18 protein-coding genes, 1 pseudogene and 1 riboswitch are annotated in these 25,450 nt (G+C 39.7%); of the genes and pseudogenes, 5 read left to right on the forward strand and 14 right to left on the reverse strand.

Annotated elements, in window-relative coordinates:
* The first annotated feature begins 128 nt into the window (after window positions 1-128).
* A complete protein-coding gene (locus MJY40_RS01740) occupies window positions 129-587 on the forward strand; it encodes a zinc ribbon domain-containing protein (protein WP_317855363.1) in 459 nt (152 codons plus the stop codon).
* A gap of 228 nt (window positions 588-815) precedes the next feature.
* On the opposite strand, the gene MJY40_RS01745 is transcribed toward MJY40_RS01740, so the two are convergent.
* From MJY40_RS01745 to MJY40_RS01765, 5 genes are all read right to left on the reverse strand, one after another.
* Window positions 816-1,958 carry a TolC family protein gene (locus MJY40_RS01745; RefSeq protein WP_317855364.1) on the reverse strand — a complete coding sequence of 381 codons (1,143 nt, stop codon included), beginning with the start codon at window positions 1,956-1,958 and terminating at the stop codon, window positions 816-818.
* Window positions 1,959-2,290: 332 nt separating this feature from the next.
* Window positions 2,291-3,103: a glutamate racemase gene (gene murI, locus MJY40_RS01750; protein WP_317855365.1), complete on the reverse strand. Its 813-nt coding sequence runs from the start codon at window positions 3,101-3,103 to the stop codon at window positions 2,291-2,293.
* 152 nt (window positions 3,104-3,255) lie between these two features.
* Window positions 3,256-4,314 (reverse strand): D-alanine--D-alanine ligase family protein, encoded by a 1,059-nt coding sequence (locus MJY40_RS01755; RefSeq protein ID WP_317855366.1) that lies wholly within the window; start codon window positions 4,312-4,314, stop codon window positions 3,256-3,258.
* A 359-nt stretch (window positions 4,315-4,673) separates the two neighbouring features.
* Window positions 4,674-4,874, reverse strand: coding sequence for a hypothetical protein (locus tag MJY40_RS01760; RefSeq protein WP_317855367.1), 201 nt, complete (start codon window positions 4,872-4,874; stop codon window positions 4,674-4,676).
* A gap of 29 nt (window positions 4,875-4,903) precedes the next feature.
* Complete coding sequence (locus tag MJY40_RS01765) at window positions 4,904-5,488, reverse strand: ECF transporter S component (RefSeq protein WP_317855368.1); 585 nt, start codon at window positions 5,486-5,488, stop codon at window positions 4,904-4,906.
* Window positions 5,489-5,802: 314 nt separating this feature from the next.
* A riboswitch (FMN riboswitch) is annotated at window positions 5,803-5,918 on the reverse strand.
* Window positions 5,919-6,505: 587 nt separating this feature from the next.
* On the opposite strand from MJY40_RS01765, the gene trxA reads away from it, so the two are divergent.
* Window positions 6,506-6,820 (forward strand): thioredoxin, encoded by a 315-nt coding sequence (gene trxA, locus MJY40_RS01770; protein ID WP_317855369.1) that lies wholly within the window; start codon window positions 6,506-6,508, stop codon window positions 6,818-6,820.
* Between the two features lie 130 nt (window positions 6,821-6,950).
* Here the strand turns inward: trxA and MJY40_RS01775 are convergent, their stop codons facing one another.
* Both MJY40_RS01775 and MJY40_RS01780 read right to left on the reverse strand, forming a co-directional pair.
* Window positions 6,951-7,559 (reverse strand): MBL fold metallo-hydrolase, encoded by a 609-nt coding sequence (locus MJY40_RS01775; protein WP_317855370.1) that lies wholly within the window; start codon window positions 7,557-7,559, stop codon window positions 6,951-6,953.
* 137 nt (window positions 7,560-7,696) lie between these two features.
* Window positions 7,697-8,347, reverse strand: coding sequence for an HAD-IA family hydrolase (locus MJY40_RS01780; RefSeq protein WP_317855371.1), 651 nt, complete (start codon window positions 8,345-8,347; stop codon window positions 7,697-7,699).
* 943 nt (window positions 8,348-9,290) lie between these two features.
* Here MJY40_RS01780 and MJY40_RS01785 point away from each other — a divergent pair.
* Window positions 9,291-11,558 carry a copper amine oxidase N-terminal domain-containing protein gene (locus MJY40_RS01785; RefSeq protein WP_317855372.1) on the forward strand — a complete coding sequence of 756 codons (2,268 nt, stop codon included), beginning with the start codon at window positions 9,291-9,293 and terminating at the stop codon, window positions 11,556-11,558.
* An 850-nt stretch (window positions 11,559-12,408) separates the two neighbouring features.
* Window positions 12,409-14,805, forward strand: a complete 2,397-nt coding sequence (locus MJY40_RS01790; protein WP_317855373.1) for a copper amine oxidase N-terminal domain-containing protein — start codon at window positions 12,409-12,411, stop codon at window positions 14,803-14,805.
* A gap of 368 nt (window positions 14,806-15,173) precedes the next feature.
* Here the strand turns inward: MJY40_RS01790 and MJY40_RS01795 are convergent, their stop codons facing one another.
* The 7 genes and pseudogenes from MJY40_RS01795 to tmk all read right to left on the reverse strand — a co-directional run bounded on the left by MJY40_RS01795 (window position 15,174) and on the right by tmk (window position 20,545).
* The gene (locus MJY40_RS01795; protein ID WP_317855374.1) at window positions 15,174-15,545 is read right to left on the reverse strand and encodes a hypothetical protein; all 372 of its coding nucleotides are present in this window, start codon (window positions 15,543-15,545) and stop codon (window positions 15,174-15,176) included.
* Entirely contained in the window at window positions 15,546-16,394 is an 849-nt protein-coding gene (gene rsmI, locus MJY40_RS01800) for a 16S rRNA (cytidine(1402)-2'-O)-methyltransferase (protein WP_317855375.1), read from the reverse strand.
* A 9-nt stretch (window positions 16,395-16,403) separates the two neighbouring features.
* Window positions 16,404-17,147, reverse strand: coding sequence for a tRNA1(Val) (adenine(37)-N6)-methyltransferase (locus MJY40_RS01805; RefSeq protein ID WP_317855376.1), 744 nt, complete (start codon window positions 17,145-17,147; stop codon window positions 16,404-16,406).
* Between the two features lie 412 nt (window positions 17,148-17,559).
* Window positions 17,560-18,459 (reverse strand): annotated as a pseudogene (locus MJY40_RS15620) (PSP1 domain-containing protein); the annotation flags it as partial.
* Window positions 18,456-19,445 (reverse strand): DNA polymerase III subunit, encoded by a 990-nt coding sequence (locus MJY40_RS01815; protein WP_317855377.1) that lies wholly within the window; start codon window positions 19,443-19,445, stop codon window positions 18,456-18,458. The pseudogene MJY40_RS15620 and the gene MJY40_RS01815, both read right to left, overlap by 4 nt.
* A gap of 126 nt (window positions 19,446-19,571) precedes the next feature.
* Entirely contained in the window at window positions 19,572-19,898 is a 327-nt protein-coding gene (locus tag MJY40_RS01820) for a cyclic-di-AMP receptor (protein WP_317855378.1), read from the reverse strand.
* Between the two features lie 20 nt (window positions 19,899-19,918).
* Window positions 19,919-20,545: a dTMP kinase gene (gene tmk / locus MJY40_RS01825; RefSeq protein ID WP_317855379.1), complete on the reverse strand. Its 627-nt coding sequence runs from the start codon at window positions 20,543-20,545 to the stop codon at window positions 19,919-19,921.
* A 323-nt stretch (window positions 20,546-20,868) separates the two neighbouring features.
* Between tmk and MJY40_RS01830 the strand changes: the two genes are divergently transcribed.
* Window positions 20,869-25,137: an acyl-CoA dehydratase activase-related protein gene (locus MJY40_RS01830; protein ID WP_317855380.1), complete on the forward strand. Its 4,269-nt coding sequence runs from the start codon at window positions 20,869-20,871 to the stop codon at window positions 25,135-25,137.
* The last annotated feature ends 313 nt before the right edge of the window (window positions 25,138-25,450 follow it).

A 25,450-nucleotide genomic window follows, 5' to 3' on the forward strand; every position in this document is an offset into this window, starting at 1 on the left:
TTTTGGTATTGATTTCTACACAAACCGAGTTGTATTTTTACTTTTTTCTACAAGAACATTGATTTTTGGACAAAAACAGGAGTATACTAAAAAGAAAAACACAATTGGAATGGAAAAGGGGTATTGCAATGGATTTTTTTGAAAAACTAGGTGAAATGGCAAAGAATGTATCTGAAAAAGCAGAAGATGGCTTGGAAATCAATCGCTTGCAAGGTGAAATTTCCATTGCAAAAGGCAACATCCAATGCTACAAACAGGAGCTTGGAGAATATTTTTGGGCGAAATTTGTTTTAGGCGAATTGGATGATGAGGAAGCGGCTTTGATTTGTGACAAAGTGGTTGGTAGTCAGGATTGTATCAAAACATTGGAAGCAGAAATTGAACAAGTGAAACAAAATCGCAAAGTACAAAAGGAAGAAGAACGTTTGGCAAAGGTACAAGAACCAGAAACGAGTGTTACACCAGAAATGGAAAGTGAGCCAAAAGTGGTTGTGGCGACACTTGCTGGTTGTTGCAAAAATTGTGGACAACGTGTGTCAGATGGTCAGAAATTCTGTGGATATTGTGGAAAAGAAGTAGAGAAGTGACAGCCAATGGCTTGGTTGTAAGACGATTTCCGTTTATTGAGAGCAAAATATAAGTCCCAATTAAAGATAAAAGGGTTTTTATATATTGTAGGGGACGCATTGTATGCGTACCGAAAGTGGAATGCATAATTTAAGATATGTTCATACATATTAGGTCTCATTTAGTTTAATTGGGACAATAAAAAAGTCATAGGTTGTATGCCCATGACTTTTATTTTATTGCTCAGATTACAAGATGGTTGTATTTTCCAATCTAAACACTTGGAGTGCATAGCTGCGTTCCAAAGAAGCAATTTCATTTTCTGCTTGCACAACAGTGAGTGCTGCTTGATCCAAAGCAAGTTGTGTGATATTGCCAACTGCGAAATTGGTTTCTGCCAAAGCATAATCTTTTTCTGCTTGTGCCAAATCAATGACTGCTTCGTTGTAGCTCAATTCCATTTGTTGCAATTGGATATACGCAGAACGAATGGATTCTTCTTTTGTGGTTTTTGCATTTTTAAGATCCAATTTTGCTTTATCATAGTTGTAGCTATTGGCATCTGTTTGTGTTGTAGTTGTTGCTACAGACAAGAAGTTTTTGTCAAATTCTGCACTATCCACAGCCAATTCATATTGTGCAATGGACATATCGCTTTTGAGTGCAAATGTCACAAATGTATCCATGTTATCAATGGTATACACTTCGTATTCAAAAGGATTTTCAATGTTGTAACGTTCATCAGTGGAGAAACCCAACAAGTTATTCAAAGTGATGAATTGGCTTTCTATACTCAAATCCAATTGTGCAACACTGCTGTACATGGAATCCAAGGATACCTTTGCTTGATCCAAAGTATAATCACTGATCATACCAAGGGAATGTTTCAGTTCAGATTGTGCATAGGAGGTTTCAGAAGTTGCAATCATAGCTTCCATAGATTCAATGCTTTCATATGTGCTAAACAATGTAGAGAAGGCATTGAGCAATGTCAACTCTGCTGTCAATTCCAAGGTTGCTTCGTTGAGTTTGGAGCTTTCTGCACTGCTGGTGATGTCATAAATGGAAGATTTATAGGAATACACAGATACATCTGCCCATTGTTGATAATCAGCTGTTGGAACTGCAAAGCTACCATAACTATCCCAAACACGTTCTTTTTGTACTTGCAAGTAATCTTCGTAAATTTCGATTTGACTTAAGCTAATGCTGTTGTCCAAGAGCAATTCAATTGCTTCATCCAATGTCAAAACATCATCTTCAATCACTTCTTCTGCTTCTTCTTGTGCAGCAGTGTCCACTGTTTCTGCAACTTCTTCGGCATAAGCAGTTGTAGAAAGCATACCCATTGCCAAACCAAGTGCGATGATTCTATTCATATTTTTTTTCAAAATAGTTCCTCCTAAATCAAAATTATTTGTACATTGTTTTACCATAAAACCAATTATAACATACATTTTGAAAAATGCTAGTGACTTAAGCATATCTTAATCTAAAATTTGTGATACTCTCATTTTGGAGGGCGTTGCCTTTAGTGAAGAGTGAAAAATGAAGAGTGAAGAGTGGATACAGTTATAAACTAAAAAACGCTACAATCGTAGGGGGTGGGTTTCCCATCCCATCATAAACAACCATGACACATAAAAATAATGCAATTGCACAAATTGCCATAACACTCAAAAAGGTGCAACAGCCAAAACCATTACACCTCATCATTCTTATTTTATTTGCCACTGATGCCATCAATATCTACAATTTCTGCAACATGGGTTTCTTCCAATGAAATTTCACAAATGGTGGAGAACATATCTGTTTGGTCACTCAAATAAAATTCATGTTCTTTTGTTGCAGCATCATCATGAAGTGCATTGTGTTCCGCCAAAAAAGCACCCACACGTCCAGCAGTTGCTTTTGCAGGGTCCACCAAAGTGACACCATCACCAACCACATCACCAATGCATTGTTTCAACAAAGGGTAGTGTGTACATCCCAAAACAAGGGAATCTATGCCAAAATCCAAAAGTTCTTGTAAATATTCCTTTGCAGTTAGGTGTGCAATTTCGTTGTTTGTCCAACCAGCTTCTGCCAAAGGTACAAACAAAGGACATGCCTTGGAGGAAACAGAAACATCACCATCCAGAGCACAAAGCATTTTTTCATAAGCACCAGCACGCACAGTACCAGCAGTACCAATGACACCAATTTTCTTGTTTTTGGTGGAAGCAAGTGCTTCGGCAACACCAGCATCAATCACACCAAAAATAGGTACATCAAAGGTGGCTTGCAATTCTTCCAAACTATTGGCGCTGGCAGTGTTACAAGCAACAATAATCGCTTTTACATTCTTTTTCAATAAAAATTGCACATTTTGCTTGGAGAATTTGGTGACTGCTTCCTTGGATTTGCTACCATAGGGCAAATGTGCTGTATCACCAAAATAAATCATCTGTTCTTTGGGCAAAACCTTCATCACTTGTTTGGCAACGGTTAAGCCGCCAACACCAGAGTCAAAGATGCCAATGGGTCTATTGTCCATAAGAATACCTTCTTTTTATAGTTGTCTCCTTCTAAAATAAGTGGATTTGCATGAAATACCATCATGGGTTTGTAGGGGTGACCCTGTGTGGTCACCCGTTTTTCAGGCTTGGGAACACTTATAGTAAAAGGGAATTATAGTTTATATTGCTTTTAATGACAGGTCAACGCAAGTCCAATCAATTCTTCCAACAATTTTGAAAGTGGTAAACCAACTGCTTCCCAAAGTTTTGGATACATGCTGATGGAAGTGAATCCAGGCATAGTATTGATTTCATTGAACAATACACGATTGGTGCCTTCTTCCAAGAAGAAATCTACACGAGCCAAACCTTGACAATCCAATGCAAGGTATATTTTCTTTGCCACACGTTGGATTTCTTTGGTCACTTCTTCTGGAATATCTGCTGGAATCACAGTTTTGGATTCGTTGTTGTTGTATTTTGCATCGTAATCGTAAAATTCAGCTGCTGCCAAAATTTCACCAGCACAACTGACAATTGGTTTTTCATTGCCCAAAACAGAGCATTCCAATTCTCTACCAACAATGGCTTTTTCTACAAGGAATTTGTGGTCATGATCCAATGCCAAAGCAATTGCAGCCACCAATTCTTCGGTGCTTTCTGCTTTGCTGATACCCACAGAAGAACCTGCATTTGCTGGTTTCACAAAACAAGGATATCCCAATTTTGTTTCGATTCGTTTGATGCATTTTTTCAATGTTGCAGCATCTGCTTTGGTGAATGCAAGGTAATCTGCTTGTGCAATTTTTGCATTCTTTGCCAAAAGATTGGTGTATGCTTTATCCATGCAAGCAGCACTGGACAAAACGCCACAGCCCACATAAGGAATTTGTGCCATTTCAAACAAACCTTGAATGGTACCATCTTCACCATATTTACCATGTAAAACAGGGATTACCACATCCACAGGAATTTCTTTGATTTGATTGCCCACCAATTTGAGGATGGATTTGTGTGTTGCATCAGGGCTTAGAATTGCAGGCAAAGCGTATTTTTCCCATTCACCTGTTGGAATGTGTTCTGTTGATCCTGTATAAATCATCCATTTGCCTTCTTTTGTAATGCCAAGTGTGATGACTTCATATAAATTACGATTCAAAGCGTTGATGATGGTGGTGGCAGAATTTCTGGAAACTTCATGCTCAGAAGACGCACCGCCAAAAATCACGACTACAGTTTGTTTATGCATTGATAAAACCTCCTTCTCACCAGACTTGGTGAAATTACATTAGTTCCATTATATGCAAAAAATAGGATAATGACAACAAAAATTTCTGTAAACTGCCAATTTACAGGAAAAGAATGGATTTTAGGTGTGATGTAATAGATTGTATTTGTGTTTCGGTCGATTTGTGAATCACCCCTACAAGTACCATCTGCTTCATGTTTGCGTTGTAGGGATTGGCGTCCCCGACAACCCGTTGCTTTTCAGTTATTCACCCTTCACCATTAGTCCTTAGCCCAAAAAAGCCACATCCATCCAAAAGGACAAATGTGGCAAAGAAAACAGATTCCACTTTACGTATGAAACCAACCAAAACCCCACGTTTATTGTGTTTCATATGAAATTATTTTTGTGATACCGAGGTTTTGGTTTTGAGTCCTACGCCTCTTGATTTGTTCCATACAAATGTGCCATTGTTTGGCTTGTGTTTCGGTCGATTCGTGAATCGCTCCTACAAGTACCATCTGCTTTATATTTGCATTGTAGGGGTTGGCGTCCCCGACAACCCGTTGCTTTTCAGTCATTCACCTTTCACCATTAGCCCTTAGTCAAATCAGTGTTTTCCTTTCAAAATAGGAGACAAAGATTTATACAAAACCAAAGTGATACCACAGTTGATGCCTGCTTTCAAAAGATTGAAAGGAATGATGATAGGAACCATCATACCCAAAACCACTTCCAATGGAGCACCCATAAAGAGTGGTGTCAAAATCAAATTCATGATGATCATAGCCACTGTTTGTGTCAAAGCACCTGCAATACAAGCGATGAATGCCACTTTACGTGTTTTGTGTTTGCGATAGATGTTACCAGCCACCAAAACACAAGCACCTGTTGCAAAGATATGCATAACGATGCCAATGATGCCAGCACCACTGGAAACAGTGAGACCTTGCAAAATAGATACCACTACAGTGAGCAACAATCCAGCCACTGGTCCAAAAGCAAAGGTACCAATCAAAATAGGCACATCTGCGGGGTCATATTCCAAGAATGCAGCTGCTGGCATCAGTGGAAAATGCACCACAGACACCAAGATAATGGAGATTGCACCAAGCATTGCAAGGGATACCATTGTTCTTGTGGAGCGTTTTGCTTTTGTTTTTCGTGTTACGTTGTTGTTGATTACTTGTTCCATGTTCGTTTCCTCCGATTTGTTTGTCCAATTTTCAGGTAACAGAGAATAAATCTCTATACTTTTTCTATTGTTTTCAATGGCGGCAAGAGTAAAACCCTTGCCCTACAATTGCGTTGTTATGTTGTTTTTTCGTAGGGGAAGATAGCATCTTCCAGCGAAAAACATCATCCTAAGCAATATTTCCATAAAAAAGCAAAAGAAAAAGCCCGAAAATCTTCAGGCTAAACAATCAAAATAAAGGTCGGCAATTACATACACACCAATTCCATATCAAACGGGGATACAGAAAAAACGCATATCAAATATACCAAACTTTTATTCTTCTCTCATCCAGACTATACTGTCGGTTTTGGAATTGCACCAAATCCTGCGTAAAACGCTCGAGGACTTTACCTCCGATCGGGAATTGCACCCTGCCCTGAAGAATTTCTATATGTAATTACGAGGTCAGTATACAATAAATTGACCGTTTTTGTCAATATGTTTCTACAAACTTTCTGATGTTTGATTTTGGCATTTGGAGATAAAAAAGAAACAACAATAGACAAAAACCAGAGCATTCCAGCCAATATCATTGAGTTAAGATAAAACATCTCAACCAAATGCCTACTATAAAAATGAATGGTGAATGACTATTTTTATATTGATGGTTTTAGTCTTTCACTCTTCATCCTTAGCCATTAGCTGTTATTCCAGTCTTTGCCTATTGTTTGCCAGAAGTTCCAAGAGTTGGATTTTCTGGTATACGGATGGTATCCGCATTAGGGGAAGAAGTAGAGGAGAAATCATCTAGGGGTGGGATGACTTCTCTACAAAGAGTATTGCCCAAAATTAGATGGATATACAATAAGCATAGAAAAAATAGAAAAATATTTCATTATTAGTTGATAATTATTATCAAAAACACTTGCAATTGTTATTGACATATGTTACAATGAATACAAATCAAAGAAAGTACATAAATTTTACATAATTGGTAACCATAAATGTCAAAGAACCCTTTAGGAGGTAATGGATATGCTACAAATCAAATCAGATAAATTTCAAGTAGAAGTATTGGAAAGCAAAGTGCCTGTATTGGTGGACTTTTCTGCAACATGGTGTGGTCCTTGTCAACAAATGGGGCCTGTACTCAACCAATTGTCAGCTGAACTAGAAGGGAAAGCAAAGGTATTCAAAGTGGATATTGATGAATCTATGGAATTGGCTCAAAAATATCAAGTTATGAGTGTACCAAACATGATCTTCTTCAAAGATGGCAAACCTGTAGATGCTGTTGTTGGCATCACAGCTCCAGCTGTTTTGAAAAGCAAATTAGAAGGACTTCTATAATAAACAAATGGTATGAAACCTCCAAGGTAGGGCATGGAAACCCTCCCCTACAAGCGAACCTCCCTTTATAAACTCTATCATCCTAAAAGAAAACACCCTGTCCATGTGGAGAGGGTGTTTTTTCGTAAAATTACATATAAGGATTGGATCTACGTTCAATACCCAATGTGGTATATGGACCATGACCTGGGAATACAGTGTAATCTCCATCCAAATCACGCAAACGAGCCAAAGACTTCATAATAGTACCCCAATCGCCAGTTGGCAAATCGGTTCTGCCACAAGAACCTTGGAACAATGTGTCACCAGAGAAAATTTGGTCATCCACTACATAACAAAGGCTACCTGCTGTATGTCCAGGTGTAAGCATTGCTCTAAATTCCATGGTACCCACTTGGATGATATCCCCTTCTTCCACCAAAATATCAGGATACAAAGCCAAATTGCCACCCATCATATTGGAAAGATTGAGTCTTGGGTCTGCCAAAAGGTTTGCTTCTGCTTTGGCTGCCACCACTTGACAGTTGTATCGTTCTTTCACCAATTCCACAATACCAATGTGGTCATGGTGACCATGTGTCAACAAGATGTGTGTTGGTTTCAAATGGTTTTCTTCTATATAAGAGAACAATGGGCGTGCATTTCCATCGCAATCCACAATGGCACAAGTTCCGTTGTCATCAGAAATGACATAACAATTGGTTTCAATTGTACCAATGGGTAAAATTTTGATTTTCATATGTGTAACCTCCTAGAGTTGTATATTACGGGTGGATATGGAATCCACCCCTACAGTTTGATTTTGGGTTGCGGTATGGGTAACCCATACCCTACAGTTGCGTGGTTTTGGGGTTTCTGACCACCGACCACTATATTTTAGAAGCGTTCATCCAAATCTTTGACAGTTGCAACCACTTCATCTGCGCCACATGCTTCAAATTCTGCCAAATCACCATAGCCATATTCCACAGCAATACATGGCAATCCAATTGCATGAGCACCTTCTACGTCATATTTACGATCGCCAACCATAACCACATCGCTCATATCTGCATGGAGTTCTTCCAATACATATGCAATGACCTTTGCTTTGGTATCACGTCCAATTTCACGATTGTCACCACCAATGACTTCAAAATACTCTGCAATGCCAAAGTGATCCAAAATACGAATTGCACTTTCTTGTTTCTTGGAAGTGGCAACTGCAAGTCTTTTTCCTTTTTGACGCAAACTTTGCAACAATTCTGGAATGCCTTCATAGACTTCGTTTTCAAACAAGCCAACTGTGCTGTAACGTTCACGATAAACAACCAATGCATGTTCTGCTTCTTCCAAAGTCATACCAAAATCGCTTTGGAACAATGGCAGAAGTGGTGGTCCCACAATGAAACGCAAATCTTCTGCTTTGGAAATGGGCATACCCAGTTTTTCTTGCATATGTTGGGCAGATTTGATGATGCCATCAGCGGAATCGGTTAAAGTACCATCCAAATCAAATAAAATGATGTTTTCTGTACGTTTGCTCATAAATATATCATCCTTTCTTATTTTGCAATGAATGAAATCAAACGGGTGCCCACATAGGGACACACATTAAGGGTCAAGAGGTATTTTGACTCTTGATACCTGCGGATTCTTACGCACTTTGTGCTCCCAGAATCCTACAAACATTCGAAATCCACCCTAATCGGGCTACTTTCTTATGTTTGGCGGGTCCCAAAGTCATATTTCTGTATGCAAGCATACAACATATGACCTTTTGACCCTAGTATCATCATATCATAAAATATCTTTTGTGCCTATGGTTTTATGGGAAGTCCTAATGAAACTTAATGAGCCCTAATGTACATGAACATGTCTTAATTATGTAGGGAATGCATTGTATGCATTCCACTTTCGGTACGCATACAATGCGTACAATGCATAAAAGCCCTTTTATCTTTCATTGGGACTATGGAAAAGCCAAAATTACAGGTGCATCTACAAATGTCCATGTATGAAATACATTTAAAGACGAAAATATCACAATTTCATACCAAATTATTTTTCTCAATTATTTCAGTGTTCAAAAAACCTTGATATTGCGTTGTTTTTGAAAATCAGCTATATCATAGCAAAATAGTATGTTTATGTTACAAAAAAGACAGTGGTGTTACAGTCATGTTACAAAAACCCCCTTAACATTACAAAAATGACAAAGGAATTACGCTTATATGTCATATTGGAGAAAGGGGTTGCGTAATTCCTAGCAATATCATATGATGGCTAAGCAAAGTAAATAAACGCTTTGCTCCCTCCCAAATCGCTAGACTGGACTTTGGATATTGGGGATTGCTTTTGGAAATGGGTGCAGAAGAAATCTCTTCATATCAAAAGGTCTAAGCCGACGAAGAGGCGGTGGTGCAAAACGAATGGGCGAAAATTCGTTGTATCCGAAAACATAATTATCGACAAACAAGGAGGAACAAACATGAAAAGATTAATTTCTTACATTATGGCAGCGACCATGATGATCTCCGCAATGCCGACAACAGCGTTTGCAGCGGATGACGTAACAGCAACAGCAAAAGTAATTGGTGCTCAAAAAGTGTTGGAAAACCAACAAATGGACGAAGCTCCAGAATTGCAAGTGAAAATTGCAGATTCTAGCTACACAGCTAACCAAACAGGTTCTATTGACGTAGAAATCGTTTTGGATGATGCAAAATTCAACGCAGGTACACTTGCAGATACAGAATTGGCTACATACTTGGATGGATTGGTTTCTGTAACAAGTGACAATGTAGACGCTGATATCACAAACATCGAGCTTAGCTCCGATAAAGAAGAATTGACATTTACAGTAGTTGGTAGATTGGCTTCTGATGACGTAGTTACAATCGTTTTGGATGCACTTTTGGATGACAAAACAAGCGCAGGCGATTACGCTACAGTATCCATCGATTCCGCTATGGTATCTGCTGATGATCTTGTTTTCGCAACAGTTGTTGATGGTGGTTTCGAAGTATCCATCAAAGACTTGGTTGATGTTGCAGTTGACGAAGTTGCAGTTTTGAAAGACATCAAAATCGAACCAGTGATCACTGGTGCATATGACAATGAGTATACTTTCGTTTTGGAAGCATCCAAAGGTTTCGAATTCGATAACACAGGTACTATCGAAGGTGATATTACTTCCTCTTATATCAATTCTGATGACGAATTGGTAATCGAATTGTCTGGTCCATCTGATATCAAAATTTCTGGTTTGGAATTGTTCGCAGACTCCGCAAAAGTAGGTGCAACTGCTTCCATCGAAATCACATTGTATGATGATCAAGACAAAAAAGTAAGCAAAGAAACAATCGAAGTTGCAGAAGTTGTAGATTACACAGTTGCTATGTCTGTTGATGAAGACAAAGATGTTCCTGTATTCTACGCTGGTGTAGACGTGGACAACACAGGTTTGACAGATGATGCAGACCACGAATCTTTGACAGTAACAATTTCTGAATCCTTTGCTGGTGCATGGGCTGGTAGAAATGCTTTTGAACTTTCTTTGCCAGAAGGCGTTTATGTAACAAATGTAGAAACAACAACAGCTGATAACTTCACAAAAAATGGTGTTTCTTTGGACAAAGGTGATTGGGATGCACTTTTCGCAGAAGCATATGAAGAAGGCAGCTACGAAGGTTTTGAATTCAGCAAAAGAACATTTGATGATAACTCCATCACAACATCTTCCAAAGCAGCAGAATTGGAATTTGTATTGACATTGGTAGCTGATATTGACTTCGAAGGTGAAGTTGTATTGGAATTCTCCGGTGACGCAGTAGAAACACAAGAAGTTGTAATTGCAGAATTTGTTGCACCTTACACAGTAGAAGCAGAACAAAATGACGTAATCATCGATTACAGAAACACAGAAATCTCCACACCAATCATCATCACAGAAGCAGAAGCAGAATTGTGGGATGACGGTTTGACAATGGAATTCACATTGGAAAGCTACTTGAACTTTGAAAACGACGCAACAATCGAAGCAAGCGAAGATTCTGAAATGGAAATCAAACAAAGAGATGCAATGAAATTTGAAGTAACAGACGAATCTGAAGACGAAGCAGCAGTAATCACAATTTCTGACATTTCCTTGTACATGAACAGAACACTTCCTGCTGGTTCCTATCCATTGTACCTTTCTACATCTTCCTACACAGCATTCTTGGATCAAACAATCCTTGGCGCTGCTGGTGATGTTGCAGTAATTGGTGATGTTGTTGTGGATACAGACTACACAGTTGGCGCTGGCGATGCAGTAAAAGTACATAATGCATTCGTAAACGTTGTAACAGCTGGACGTGATCAAGATGATACTTTCTTGACAAAAGTAATTGTTCCAATTGGCGAATACTACATTCTTGCAAGCGGTAAAGAAATCGCATTGGATGTTCCTGCTTACATCTCTGAAGCTGGTTACACAATGTTGCCTGTAAGAGCAGTATCTTCTGCTTTGGGTATTGATACAAACGCTGTTCAATGGAACGCAACTGCTCGTCAAGTAACCATCATTTACGGTGGAAAAGTAATCGCAATGACAATTGGCGAACAATACATGACAGTAAATGGTACAGCAATCGCTACATCTGCTGCTCCAGAAATCACAGATAGCAGAACATTCTTGCCACTTCGTGATTTGGCTACAGCTTTGAGTGTATCCATCGAATGGGATGCAGCTACAAGAACAGCTACATTGAACTAAGAAACATATATATAGTATAGTAGAAACACGAAAGAGGACTCCATATGGGGTCCTTTTTCTATGTCAAAATAACGGGCGATTGATAATCGCCCCTACAAAACCCAAATCCATGCACTTGTAGGGTTGATTCACGAATCAACCGCAATACCGAAACCAAACCACCACCTGTCATTGTAGGGGCGATTCACGAATCGCCCGTAAACCCAAAGATTCCTCATTGCATTCGGAATGACAAGCCATTGATGGCACCTGTAGGGTATGGGTCACCCATACCGCAACCCAACCCAAAGATTCCTCATTGCATTCGGAATGACAACCCATTGTCGGCACCTGTAGGGTATGGGTCACCCATACCGCAACCCAACCCAAAGATCCCTCATTGCATTCAAAATGACAACCCATTGGTGGAACCTGTAGGGTATGGGTCACCCATACCGCAACCCAACCCAATCTGTCATTCAGAGCGTAGCGAAGAATCTTGTCTTTTCACTCTTCACCAATCCAGTTACATCTGTAACCCACCAATTTCTCAAATTACCAAATATTACAGTTATGTTACACTTCCTTGGAAATTGTTGCAAAAAAAAATCTCTATGTATATAATAATCATGCAGAGTAATTTAGTAGCTTTGTACGTGGCTCAAATCAAATGGGCGGTGCGTTTGCTGGCGGAATCGGCGAATTTTTCCTAAATGGGTGTGGAAAAGACAATGAAACCAAAAAATGACAATCCAAACAGGCGGTGGCGGTGGCGCACAGGCGAACTATGAAAGGCATTCGTTGTATCATGATAAAACGAACGAACAAACGAATTAAAAGGGTAAATTTTAAATTAAAGGAGGAAATTAAAATGAAGAAAATTATTTCTTTGCTTATTGCTTCCGCTATGGTGGTTTCTTTGGTTCCTGCAACAGCATTTGCAGGTCAAGACGTTTCCGCTACAGCTAAAGTAGTAGGCGCAAGCACAATCGCTGAAGGTGATTCTATCAGTGACGCTCCAGAATTGCAAATCACAATTGCATCTGCATCCTACTCTGGTAGTGACGCAGCTTATGTAAATCAAGCAAGTGCAGCTGATTATACTGATGGTTCTGGCAATATTTATTCAGCTCCAGAAATGGATTTCGAAGTTTCTTTGGATGGTCTTGATTTTGATGCATCTACAGTAAGCGTTAGATTCGCTCCTGATGACACAGGTAGCAACGGTACAGCAGCAGTTATCGATTTTAACAGTGCTACTGACGTAGATGAAGATGAATTGACTTTCACAGTTAAAGGTAAAGTATTTGCTGATGACCAAATCATCATTACATTGGAAACAAAAGACGAAGATGAGTTGGACGCTGGCGACTACGTAACAGTATCTGTTGATTCTGATGCAGTTGAAGCTGATGACTTGGTATTCATTACTTGTTCTGATATCGGTATGGAAGCTTCCATCAAAGCGTTGACATACATCGCTGAAGACGAAATCGATACATTGGACAAAACTTTGAAAATCGAAGAATCCGTAAGCGGTTCCTTTGCTTCTGTAGCTTCTGTAGATACAGGGGATGATGATGCTGATGGCAACGATATCTATTCCGCAGCAGGTTACATTGTTTTGGAAATCACAAGAGGTTTCGAATTCACTGGTGTTGATGGTTCTGGTTCAAACGTAACAGTTTCCCAACCATCTAGCTATGATGATGACGAACTTTTGGTAACAGGTTTCACATCTTTGGATACAATCGAAATCGACGAATTGGAAATCGTTGTTGATGGCGCTAGCGAAGGCGACATCGCTACAATCAAAGCTACATTGTACAGTGGTGCTGGCAAAAAACTTGCTACTACATCTGTAGAAGTTGTTGAAGTTTGTGCTTACTCTGTAGTAATGTCCGTTGATGAAGACGAAGACGTTCCTGTAATGTACGCTGGTGTTAACTCTGATAACTTCGGTATCAATGATGACAGCGATCACGTTTCTTTGGAAGTAACAATTGAAGAATCCTTCCCTGGCGCTTGGAGCTACAGAGATGAATTCGAATTGACATTGCCAGAAGGTGTTTATGTAGTTGGCGTAGAAGCTGGTTCTGACAACTGGGATTACTATGGTACAACAACTGCAATCGACGAAGATGCTGTTTTCCAAGCTGCTTATGCAGAAGGTGGATATGAAAGCTTCGTATTTGAAAAAAGATTGTTTGAAGAAACAACAGGCGGTTCCGCAATCGAAATTACTTTCGAATTGACATTGGTTGCTGATCAAGACTTCGAAGGTGAAGTAGTTCTTGGCTTCGTTGGCGATTCCGTAACAGAAAGCGAAGTAGTTATCGCTGAATTCGTACCTGTATTTGCTGCAACTGCAGAACAAAATGACGTAATCATTGATTACAGAAATACACCTATCAATACACCTATCGTTATTACAGAACCAGAAGCTGAATTGTGGAATGACGACATGGAATTCAAACTTTCCATGGAAGGCGACTACATGAGCTTTGACTCTACAGGCGATATCACAACAAACGAAGACGATTCTTACATGACAGTTGACGTAGATTCCGATAGCAGCGCTGCTTATATCGAAATCACAGTTGATGACGAATCTGAAGACGAAGCTGGTATGATTACAGTTGAAAATCTTGAATTGTACATGAGCAGATCTTTGGCTGCTGGTGCTTACGGTTTGGATATCACATTGTCCTCTAACACAGCAATGTTGGAACAATTGATTTATGCTTCTGGCGTAGATTCTGATTACATCTACGTTGGTGACGTTTCTGACGACACAGACTATACTTATGGCGGTACAATGAGCTATGAAGTTCAAGCTGCTTTCGTTAACATCGTAACAGCTGGTTCTGACCAAGACAACGCTTTCATCACACAAGTTATCGTTCCTATTGGCGAATCCTATATCTTCGCTGGTGGCAAACAAATCGACTTGGATGTACCTGCTTACATCTCTGAAGCTGGTTACACAATGTTGCCTGTAAGAGCTGTATCTTCCGCTTTGGGTATTGATACAAATGCTGTTCAATGGAACGCAGAAGCTCGTCAAGTAACTGTAATCTACAGTGGTAAAGTTATCGCTATGACAATTGGCGAAAGCTACATGACAGTTAATGGTACAGCTATTGCTACATCCGCTGCTCCAGAAATCACAGATAGCAGAACATTCTTGCCATTGCGTGATTTGGCTACAGCTTTGAGCGTATCCATCGCTTGGGATGATGCTACAAAAACAGCTACATTGAACTAATTCAAACTGAATTTAGAATGATGTATGAGGACCCCGAAAGGGGTCCTTTTTTGTACGCCAAAACCAAAAAAATGCAAACCAACGGGCGATTGCAAATCGCCCCTACAAAAACCAAAAACAAAATTTGACCATACTGTAACCCAAACAATACCAATGCACTTGTAGGGTTGATTCACGAATCAACCGCAATACCGCAACCCAAACCATGCCACAAACCTGTAGGGGATGGGTCACCCATACCGAAAACCACCCAAAAACCAAAAACAATACCAATGCACTTGTAGGGTTGATTCACGAATCAACCGCAATACCGCAACTCAACAAAAAAAAGGTGGATATGGAATCCACCCCTACAAACCCAAACTATATTACATTTCTTTGATATCTTTAATCTTCTCCAATTGATGTGCCACAATCTTATTGGTGGTGCGTATACAAATCAAATCTTTGTGGCTCAAACCAATCAATTCCCCTTCAATGGTGATATCCTTTTCGGTCAACAATTGTACCTTCATACCACGTTTGAATACTTTACCATGAAATGGGATTGCTTCAATGGGAAATAACTCTTTGCATTTCTTATACACATCCACAACATCGCCTTTTTCCACTGTAATGCTCATGGATGTACGCAACCCAATGATTTTTTTGATAAACCCAAGGGCAAACCAAATCAAATATGCCAAAGTTGCAGCATAGAACACATCTCTTAGCTCCAAAGCAAAAATTGCATCAAGCATTTACTTTCCTCCTTTATATGCGCTATAAATTTCACGCTTGGAAACACCACGATCCTTTGCAACTTGTTTCATGGCATCCTTTTCAGACATACCACCATCCACATATTGTGCCATATGTGCATCAATGGTGATTTCTTCCCAACTTTTCTGTTCTGCTTCCTTTTGTTCTGCCAAAGAAAGACCAGCCACCACCAAAGCAAATTCACCACGAGGTTGATTTGTCTGGAAATGTGCCAATTCACTGGCAATTGTGCCACGTCGAACTTCTTCAAATTTCTTGGTCAATTCACGTATAATGGCAATTTCACGTTCTCCACCAAAAATAGAGACAAATTCTTCTAAAGTATCCACCAAACGGTGTGGTGCTTCGTAAAATATCATAGTACGATGTTCCTTTTCCAAAAGTGGCAACATCATACGTTTTTCTTTTTTGTCTGTAGAAAGAAATCCTTCAAACACAAATCGTCTGGTATCCATGCCAGATAACACCAAAGCCACCAAGGATGCAGAAGCACCGGGACATACAGTGACAGCCACATCTGATGCGTAGCAAAGTTGCACCAAATCGGCACCAGGGTCTGAAATGCCAGGCATACCCGCATCACTGACCAAAGCGATATTTTCACCATTTTTCAGACGTTCAATGAGAATGGGACCTTTTCCAATCTTATTGTGCTCATGATAACTGGTCATTGGTGTTTTGATTTCATAACGATTCAATAATTTCAAAGTATTTCTTGTGTCTTCTGCTGCAATGACATCCACTTCTTCTAATATATGCAGAGTACGCAGTGTGATGTCCTCCATATTTCCAATGGGCGTTGCACAAAGATATAAAGTTCCTGACATGCTACACCCTTACCTTTCTCTATCGTAAATTTGTAAAATTTCATCAGTATGTTTGCCAACAGATTCGTAAACAATCAGCGGTGGCAAAACATTCACCCAAGCACTGCCATCTTTGGCACCTTCAATCAAAACCATTGTAGGCTCTTTGTCCACAAAAGGTTGCACAAAACGCAAAGTTTTTGGCTCTAGCTTATGTTTACGCATCATGGTGATGATATCTGTCAAACGATTGGGTCTATGAATCATGTAAAATCTGCCTTTGGTGCCCAAAACTCGTGAAGCACCAGCAATGATATCCTCCAAAGTACAAAGAATTTCATGACGTGCAATGGATTTTGCACTGGTTTCACCCACAAAGCCAGCATTCATATAAGGTGGATTGGTTGTCACCACATCAAAGGTGGTTTGTGGAAATAGAGTAGGAATTTCTTTGATATCTCCATGAACTATGGAAATTTTTTCAGACAATCCATTACCTATGACACTTCTTTGCGCCATATCCACACTTTCAGCTTGAATTTCTAAGCCTGTGAAATGAAATCCATCTGTTTTGGCTTCCATCAAAATTGGCACAATTCCAGTACCAGTACCCAAATCCAAGACGGTTTCACCCTTTTTGACACGAGCAAAATCGCTGAGGAGTACTGCATCAATGCCAAAACAAAAGCTTTTTGGATTTTGAATGACATGGTACCCGTTTCTATGTAAATCGTCTAAGCGTTCACCTTCGTTGAGAGTGAATTTATTGATCATTTTGTTGTTCTCCAGTTTTTTTGTTTTGATTTTGTACCTTGCTACCACGTGGTCTGTTGCCTTGGTATTTCGTTGTTTTTTCGTTTTGTGGTTTTGCATTTTGATGCTTTGTTTTTTTGTTATTTTGTGGTTTGTTTTGTTGTTTTTGCATATCTGCTTTGGCTTTTTCTGCCTTTGGTTGCTCAAATTTGGACTTATCCATTTTTGGTTTGTCTACTTTTGGTTTGTCCAACTTAGATTTATCGAATTTGGATTTTTCTGCTTTCAGTTTTTCGATTTTTTCAAGTTTTTCTTGTTTCAATCTTTCGATTCTATCGTTTTTCTCAACCTTTGGTGGTTCCACTTTAGGTTTGTCCGCTTTTGGCTTATCGTTTTTTGGTTTATCAGACTTTGGTTTGTCCGCTTTTGGCTTGTCTGTCTTTTCTTGTTTCTCTTGTTTCTCTTGTTTTTGTTGATTTTCTAATTTTTCTTGCAACTCTTGTTGTTTTTTCTTTCTGGTTTTCAAAAGCTTGATATCCTCCACATGATAGAAACCAATGGTAGGTGGTTCGTTGTCTGATTTGCGTACAGCAGCTTTCACCTGTTGTTGCAACACTTGTGTAGCCAAAATTTCACCTTTGCCATCAGGTGTAGAAATGATATCGCCGATTTTTGGCAATTTCTTGTTCAGTTCTTCATAAACTTCTTCTTCGTATTTCAAACAGCACATGAGTCTACCACAAATACCGCTGATTTTCGTTGGATTGAGGGAAAGATTTTGTTCTTTTGCCATTTTGATGGAAACGGTTTGGAAATCACCCAAAAAAGTAGCACAACACAAAGAACGTCCACAAATACCAATACCATTGAGCATTTTGGCTTCATCACGTACACCAATTTGGCGTAGTTCAATACGGGTTCTGAAGGTTGAAGCCAATTCTTTGACCAATTCACGGAAATCCACACGTCCATCAGATGTGAAATAGAAGATCAATTTGTTGCGATCAAATGTCATTTCCACATCCACCAATTTCATTTCCAATTTCAATTTTGCAATGTGTTTCATGCAAATTTCAAAGGCTTCTTTTTCTTTTTTGATATTCACTTCCACAGTTTTGGCATCCTCATCTGTGGCTTTGCGTGTCATTTTTTTGAGGGGTGCCACAATGGCAGTGTCAGCAACTTCTGTATTTTCTTTGACCACTTCGCCATATTCAATACCCCTAGCTGTTTCCACAAGAACAAAATCGCCTTTTTGGACGGTTTCGCCATCAGGATCGAAATAATACATCTTTCCTACTTTTTTGAATCGTACACCAATGACTTCTATCATGATTTTGTATTCTCCTTTATGTTCATCAACATAACTTCCATAGTCAGTCTGAAATTCCCGTTTTGGGACAGTTGTTTTTTCGCCAATTGGACAGCTTCAGCACATGCAATCAAATTGGCAGTGGAAACACCGGTTGCAGCAAAGATATCTGCTTGGTATTCCTGTTGAATCAGGTGGTTTGGATTTTTGGTGGATTTTGCCACCAACACATCTCGGTACCAAAGTTCTATCATATCCAAAAAACGCAAATCGTTTTTGTAATTTTCAAATTCTTTTGCCAGAAGAAGTGCATCTCCTAGGCTCATTTTTGGAAGTTGTCTTATTTTTTCTAGGACAAAATCCCGTAAAGCTGCAAAACTTTCATCCTGCAACAATTCCAAAGCCATACCAATGCTCCCTTGGGCATAGATGGCAAATGTTTTGGCAGTATCAGCAGTTGCCAATAGATTCTTTTGTAAATATTCAGCCACCAAATCATCTGGAAGTGGTGGAAGTTGCAACACAATGGAACGTGACAAAACCGTTTGAAACAAAGGTTCTGTACTTTCTGCAAGCAAAATAAAAAGTGCATATTGCGGTGGTTCCTCTAATGTTTTCAGAAGTGCATTTTGTGCCTGTGGTGTCAAAGTGTGTGCATTTGGAATGACATATATTTTTTTTGGAAAAGAATAGGGCAATAGACCTACTGTTTCCAAGATTTGTTCACGAATTTCTTCCACACCAATGGACTTTTTTTCTGTTGTGATGTAGATGACATCTGGATGATTGCCAGCGTCAAACAAACGACAACTGGTACAAACACCACAAGCCTCTACACCTAGGTTTTCACAATGCAAATACCGACAAAAGGCATCTGCAATCATTTTTTTACCACAACCATACTTCCCAACCAATAAATACGCATGGGAAGTGGTTTGTGTTTGTACTGTTTTTTTCAGATAACGGAGCAAGGTTTCGTTGCCCCAAATTTTGGCAAAAGCAAACAAAGTATGCTCCTTTCTAGTTGGATTACGTCTTTGCGGTTCAGTCAAGACTGAACCCTACGGTGCTTCGGTTTCTGTAGGGTAGGGTCTTGACCCTACCGTAACCAATCTGTCATGTAAGGCAAAAGATCAGAACTTATGGAACTGATCCACATCCAATACAAATACAGTTGCACCACCAATTTTGACTTCAATCGGTGCCAAAATAAATCCATGCATTGCACCACAAGAAGATGGAAGTGTTGCGTATTGTGTACGAGATTTGCTGTTGTCTTCAATGACTTTCAAAACAAACTCCACTTTTTCATCATCCACACCAGTCATGATTGTGGTATTTCCAGCACGCAAGAAACCACCTTTTGTGGACAAACGTGTCACTTGCAAACCTTCTGCATTCAAATTAGAGATTACATCTCCAGCATCTTCATCTTGGATAATGGCTATAATTAATTTCATATAAAATCCCTCCTATGGTTTTATTTCATCAACAATACATCCAATTCCCTTAGTATTTCGGCAAACACAGCATCTACGCTTTGGCTTGCATCAATTCGTTTTACACGGTCTGGCTCTTTTTGGCAAAGTGCAACAAACCCTTCATATACTTTTTCATGGAAGGTATTTGCTTCCAATTCCAAACGATCCATTGTATGGTTTTCTTCTTTTTGCTTGCGGACAATGCCAAGATGTGGCGGTAAATCCAAGAAGATTGTGAGATCTGGCTTTTTGCCACCAGTTGCAATGTCATTGACCACTTGTACCATATCCCCCAATTCCCTGCCAAACGCTTGGTAGGCAATGCTGGAATCCACAAAGCGATCCGTCAAAATGGAAGTGCCACTTGCAAGTGTTGGCAAAATCAATTCTTCCACATGTTGTGCACGTGCTGCTGCGTATAAAAGCATTTCGGTTTTTGCTGTCATTTCACGGTATTCTGGATGCAACAACAAATCACGAATCCGCTCTGCAATCTGGGTGCCACCTGGTTCTCTGGTTAGGAGAAAAGGATGGTTTTTGGATTGCAAATATGCTTCTATTTTACGAATTTGGGTGGATTTTCCACTGCCATCAGTACCTTCGATGGAGATAAAAAAACCGTTCATAGAAGCCCTCCTTCCTAGTTATCTATAATCTTTTTTATTGTATCACAATATTTGTGAAAAGTGAAGGGTGGAAGTGGATTGTATGTAAGATTCTTTGGTGGAAATGACAGAGAAAAGGGCGTATTGCAGTTTCTTAACAACATCTTAACGGCTGAAAAGGTTGTATTTTCAAAATTTTGACATATAATTGAAGTATATAGTGGTGAATTATAGAGAAATATAGGGAGTTATGTGCTTTGATAAAGGGATTGGTTGAAGGAATACTCCAACATACAATAGAGAAAAAGGTGTGGAGGTGCAACATGCAAACGGGGGTTCAGCAAATGTATCGAATGGGTATTGATATTGGTTCCACCACGGTCAAGGTGGTATTGGTAGACGAGCAAGATCAAATTGTCTTTGGTGAATATCGTAGACATTATTCTGAAATTCAAAAAACCATCAAGGATATCTTGAAAGAAGCCATGACAGAAATGGGTAATTTGCCTTTTTCTATGATGATTACAGGTAGTGGTGGCGTTTCCCTTGCCAAAAATATGGGCGTGGAATTCATCCAAGAAGTGGTTGCCACAGCAAAAGCAATTGAAACCACAGCACCACAGGTGGATGTTGCCATTGAATTGGGTGGTGAAGATGCCAAAATCATCTATTTTGATAATGGAAATATTGAGCAAAGAATGAATGGTGTCTGTGCTGGTGGTACAGGTTCTTTCATTGACCAAATGGCAAGTTTGTTGCAAACAGATGCAACTGGTCTCAATGAACTTGCAAAAAGCCATGAAGTCCTATATCCAATTGCTTCCAGATGTGGTGTATTTGCCAAAACAGATATCCAACCACTGATCAACGAAGGTGCAAAACGTGAAGATTTGGCAGCTTCCATTTTCCAAGCAGTGGTCAACCAAACCATTGCTGGCTTGGCATGTGGAAAGCCAATTCGTGGACATGTTGCCTTTTTGGGTGGTCCTTTGCACTTCCTATCAGAACTACGTTTGCGATTTGTGGAAACCCTTCATTTGACCGATGAAACCACAATCTTACCAGAATCTTCCCATTTGTTTGCAGCATATGGCACAGCGGTGTCATGTCCTCAGGTAGGTGAATTGACCTTTGTCAATGTACTTCAAAAAATCACTGAAAGTGGCAAAATGGAGGCAGAAGTCAGCAGACTAGACCCTCTTTTTGCAACAGCAGAAGAATACATAGCATTCCAAAATAGACATGAACAAAATAAAGTCCAAAGGGAAGAGTTGTCCACCTATTCTGGCGATGCCTTCCTTGGTATTGATGCAGGTTCCACCACAACGAAAGTATCCTTGGTTTCCAAAGATGGTGGCTTGTTGTATTCCTTCTATGGTAGCAATGAAGGCAATCCTTTGGCGGTTATTCGCAAAACTTTGAACGATTTGTATGATCAAATGCCAGAAACCGTTGTGATTCGCAATTCTTGTGTCACAGGTTATGGAGAAGGTCTCATCAAAGAAGCACTCCAAATGGACTTGGGTTATATCGAAACGGTAGCACATTACAAAGCAGCACAATTCTTTAGACCAGACGTTGACTTCATCCTAGACATTGGTGGTCAGGATATGAAATGTATTCGTATCAAAGACGGTGTCATTGAAAATGTATTGCTCAACGAAGCTTGTTCTTCAGGTTGTGGTTCCTTTATTGAAACCTTTGCAAAATCCTTGAACTATAGCGTGGCAGACTTTGCGAAAATCGCACTCCAAGCAAAAAGTCCAATTGATTTGGGTTCTCGTTGTACTGTATTTATGAATTCTCGTGTCAAACAAGCACAAAAAGAAGGTGCTGATGTGGCAGATATTTCCGCAGGTCTTGCTTATTCCGTTATCAAGAATGCTTTGCTTAAGGTCATCAAAATTGCAGACCCTAAGGCGATGGGCAAATCTATGGTGGTACAAGGTGGTACCTTCTATAACGATGCAGTACTCAAGGGTTTTGAAGACATCAGCGGTAGAAAAGCAGTTAGACCTGATATTGCAGGTTTGATGGGTGCTTTTGGTGCAGCCCTCATTGCAAGAGATAAATACACAATGGGTTACAAAACCACACTTGTAAATCGTGATGAAATGAATGCTTTGGAAGTACAATCCACAATGGCTAGATGCCAAAGATGTACCAACCATTGCTTGTTGACCATCAACAAATTCAGTGGTGGCAGAAGATTTATCACAGGAAATCGTTGTGAAAAAGGTTTGGGCAAAGAAAAAAGTGAAAATCCAGCACCAAATCTTTATGAATATAAAAGACATCGTTTGTTTGACTACGAACCCATTCCAAAAGAGGTTGCAAAACGTGGTTCTGTGGGCATTCCTCGTGTGCTGAACATGTGGGAAGATTACCCATTCTGGTTTACCTATTTCACAAAACTGGGCTACCATGTGGAGTTGTCACCAGAGTCCAACAAACAAATTTTTGAAAAAGGCATGGAATCCATTCCAAGTGAATCCGTTTGTTATCCAGCAAAATTGGTACATGGTCACATTATGAGTTTGATTGAAAAAGAAGTGGATATGATTTTCTATCCAGGTATCGTATTTGAAAGACGTGACAATCCAAATGCAGACAACAACTACAATTGTCCAATTGTTGCATCCTACAATGAAAACATCAAAAACAATGTGGAAGAATTGAAGGAATTGGATATCGTTTACAAAAATCCATTCTTGTCTATGGATACAGAAGAACACATTGCAGCACGTATGGTGGAGGAATTTGTGCCAGAAGGTTGCACAGAACAAGAAATTGTGGAAGCGGTTCACGCTGCTTGGATGGAGTGGAATTTCTTTAGAACCGACATGCACAAAAAGGGTGAAGAAACCCTTGCTTATATCGAAGAACACAATATGACAGGTATTGTTTTGGCAGGCAGACCATACCATGCAGACCAAGAAATCAATCATGGTATTCCAGAGCTCATTGCAGGCTACAACATTGCTGTGTTTACAGAAGATAGTTTGGTGCATTTGGGTCAAGTGGAACGTCCTTTGATTGTACGTGACCAGTGGACATACCATTCTCGTTTGTATGAAGTGGCATCTGTGGTCAAACGTCACGAAAACTTGGAATACATCCAACTCAATTCCTTTGGTTGTGGTTTGGATGCTGTCACAACAGACGAAGTCAAAGGTATTTTGGAAGCTGGTGGCAAAATCTACACAGCTCTTAAAATTGATGAAGTGAATAACCTTGGTGCAGCTAGAATTCGTGTACGTTCTTTGCTTGCTGCATTGGAAGAAAGACGTGAAAAAGGAGTCACCCTAAAAAGTGGGGAAGCATCCCTCAAACGTGTGTTGTTCACCAAAAAAATGAAAGAAGAATATACCATCTTGTGTCCACAAATGTCTCCAATGCACTTTGCACTTTTGGAACCAGTCTTTCGTTCTTCTGGTTATCGTTTGGAAGTTATGGAAGCTATGGATCAAAAAGCAATTGACACAGGACTCAAATATGTCAACAACGATGCTTGCTATCCAGCACTCATTGTCATTGGTCAATTGATGAATGGTTTGCTTTCTGGTGGATATGATTTGAATCGTACAGCACTCTTAATTTCCCAAACAGGTGGTGGATGTAGAGCAACCAATTACATTGCTTTTATCCGAAAAGCATTGGCAAATGCAGGTATGCCAAATATTCCTGTTATTTCCATCAATCCAGCTGGTTTGGAAAAGAATCCTGGTTTCAAATTGGGTCCGAAATTGATCCACAAAGCCATCCAAGCCATCATCTATGGAGATGTGTTTATGCGTGTGGTATATCGCACAAGACCATATGAAGTGGTGGAAGGTTCTGCAAATCGTTTGCATGAAAAATGGCTTGCAAAAACCAGAAAAGACGTACAAGTTGGAGATTTACGAACCTTCAAAGAAAATATTAGAAATATCATTGCAGAATTTGATGCATTGCCATTGTTGGATATCCAAAAACCACGAGTGGGTGTTGTTGGCGAAATCTTGGTAAAATTCCATCCAACAGCAAATAATGACTTGGTGAATTTGTTGGAACGTGAAGGTGCAGAAGCAGTTGTGCCAGATTTGATGGGCTTTATGCACTACCATTGTTACAATGCAACCTTTAGAGAACAATATCTCGGTGGTAGCAAAAAATCCAGAGTCATCAGCGATATGGTGTCACGTGCCATTGAATGGTACCAAAAACCAATGATTGTGGCTTTGGAAAAGAGTGAACGCTTTGAAGCACCTGTTTCCATTAGAGAATTGGGTAAATATGCAAGCAAATTGGTTTCTCTTTGTAACCAAACAGGTGAAGGTTGGTTCCTAACAGCAGAAATCATGGAATTGGTGCATACCAATGTGCCAAATGTGGTTTGTACACAGCCATTTGGTTGTTTGCCAAATCATGTTGTGGGTAAGGGTATCATCAAGGAATTGCGTAAACAATATCCAGAATCCAATGTGGTTGCAATTGATTATGACCCTGGTGCCAGCGAAGTCAATCAGCTCAATCGTATCAAATTGATGCTTGCCAGTGCAAATCGCAATATGGAAAAAGGTCAAATTGTGGAAACACCTGTGGCAGAAATGTCTGAAATCAAAGTCAGCTAAAATATCGAAATCTGTAGGGGATAGCAGTGCTGTCCTGCAATATCAAAACGCAAATACACATCGTAGGGGATAGCAGTGCTGTCCTGCAATATCAAAACGAAAATATACATTGTAGGGGATAGCAGTGCTGTCCCGCAATACCAAAACGCAAATACACATCGTAGGGGATAGCTGTGCTGTCCCGCAATACCAAAACACAAATACACATCGTAGGGGATAGCAGTGCTGTCCTGCAATATCAAAACGCAAATACACATTGTAGGGAATAGCTGTGCTGTTCCGCAACACCAAAACACAAATACATATATTGTAG

Source organism: Chakrabartyella piscis (genome assembly GCA_030067835.1).
GTDB classification, from domain to species: Bacteria; Bacillota; Clostridia; order Lachnospirales; family Anaerotignaceae; genus Chakrabartyella; species Chakrabartyella piscis.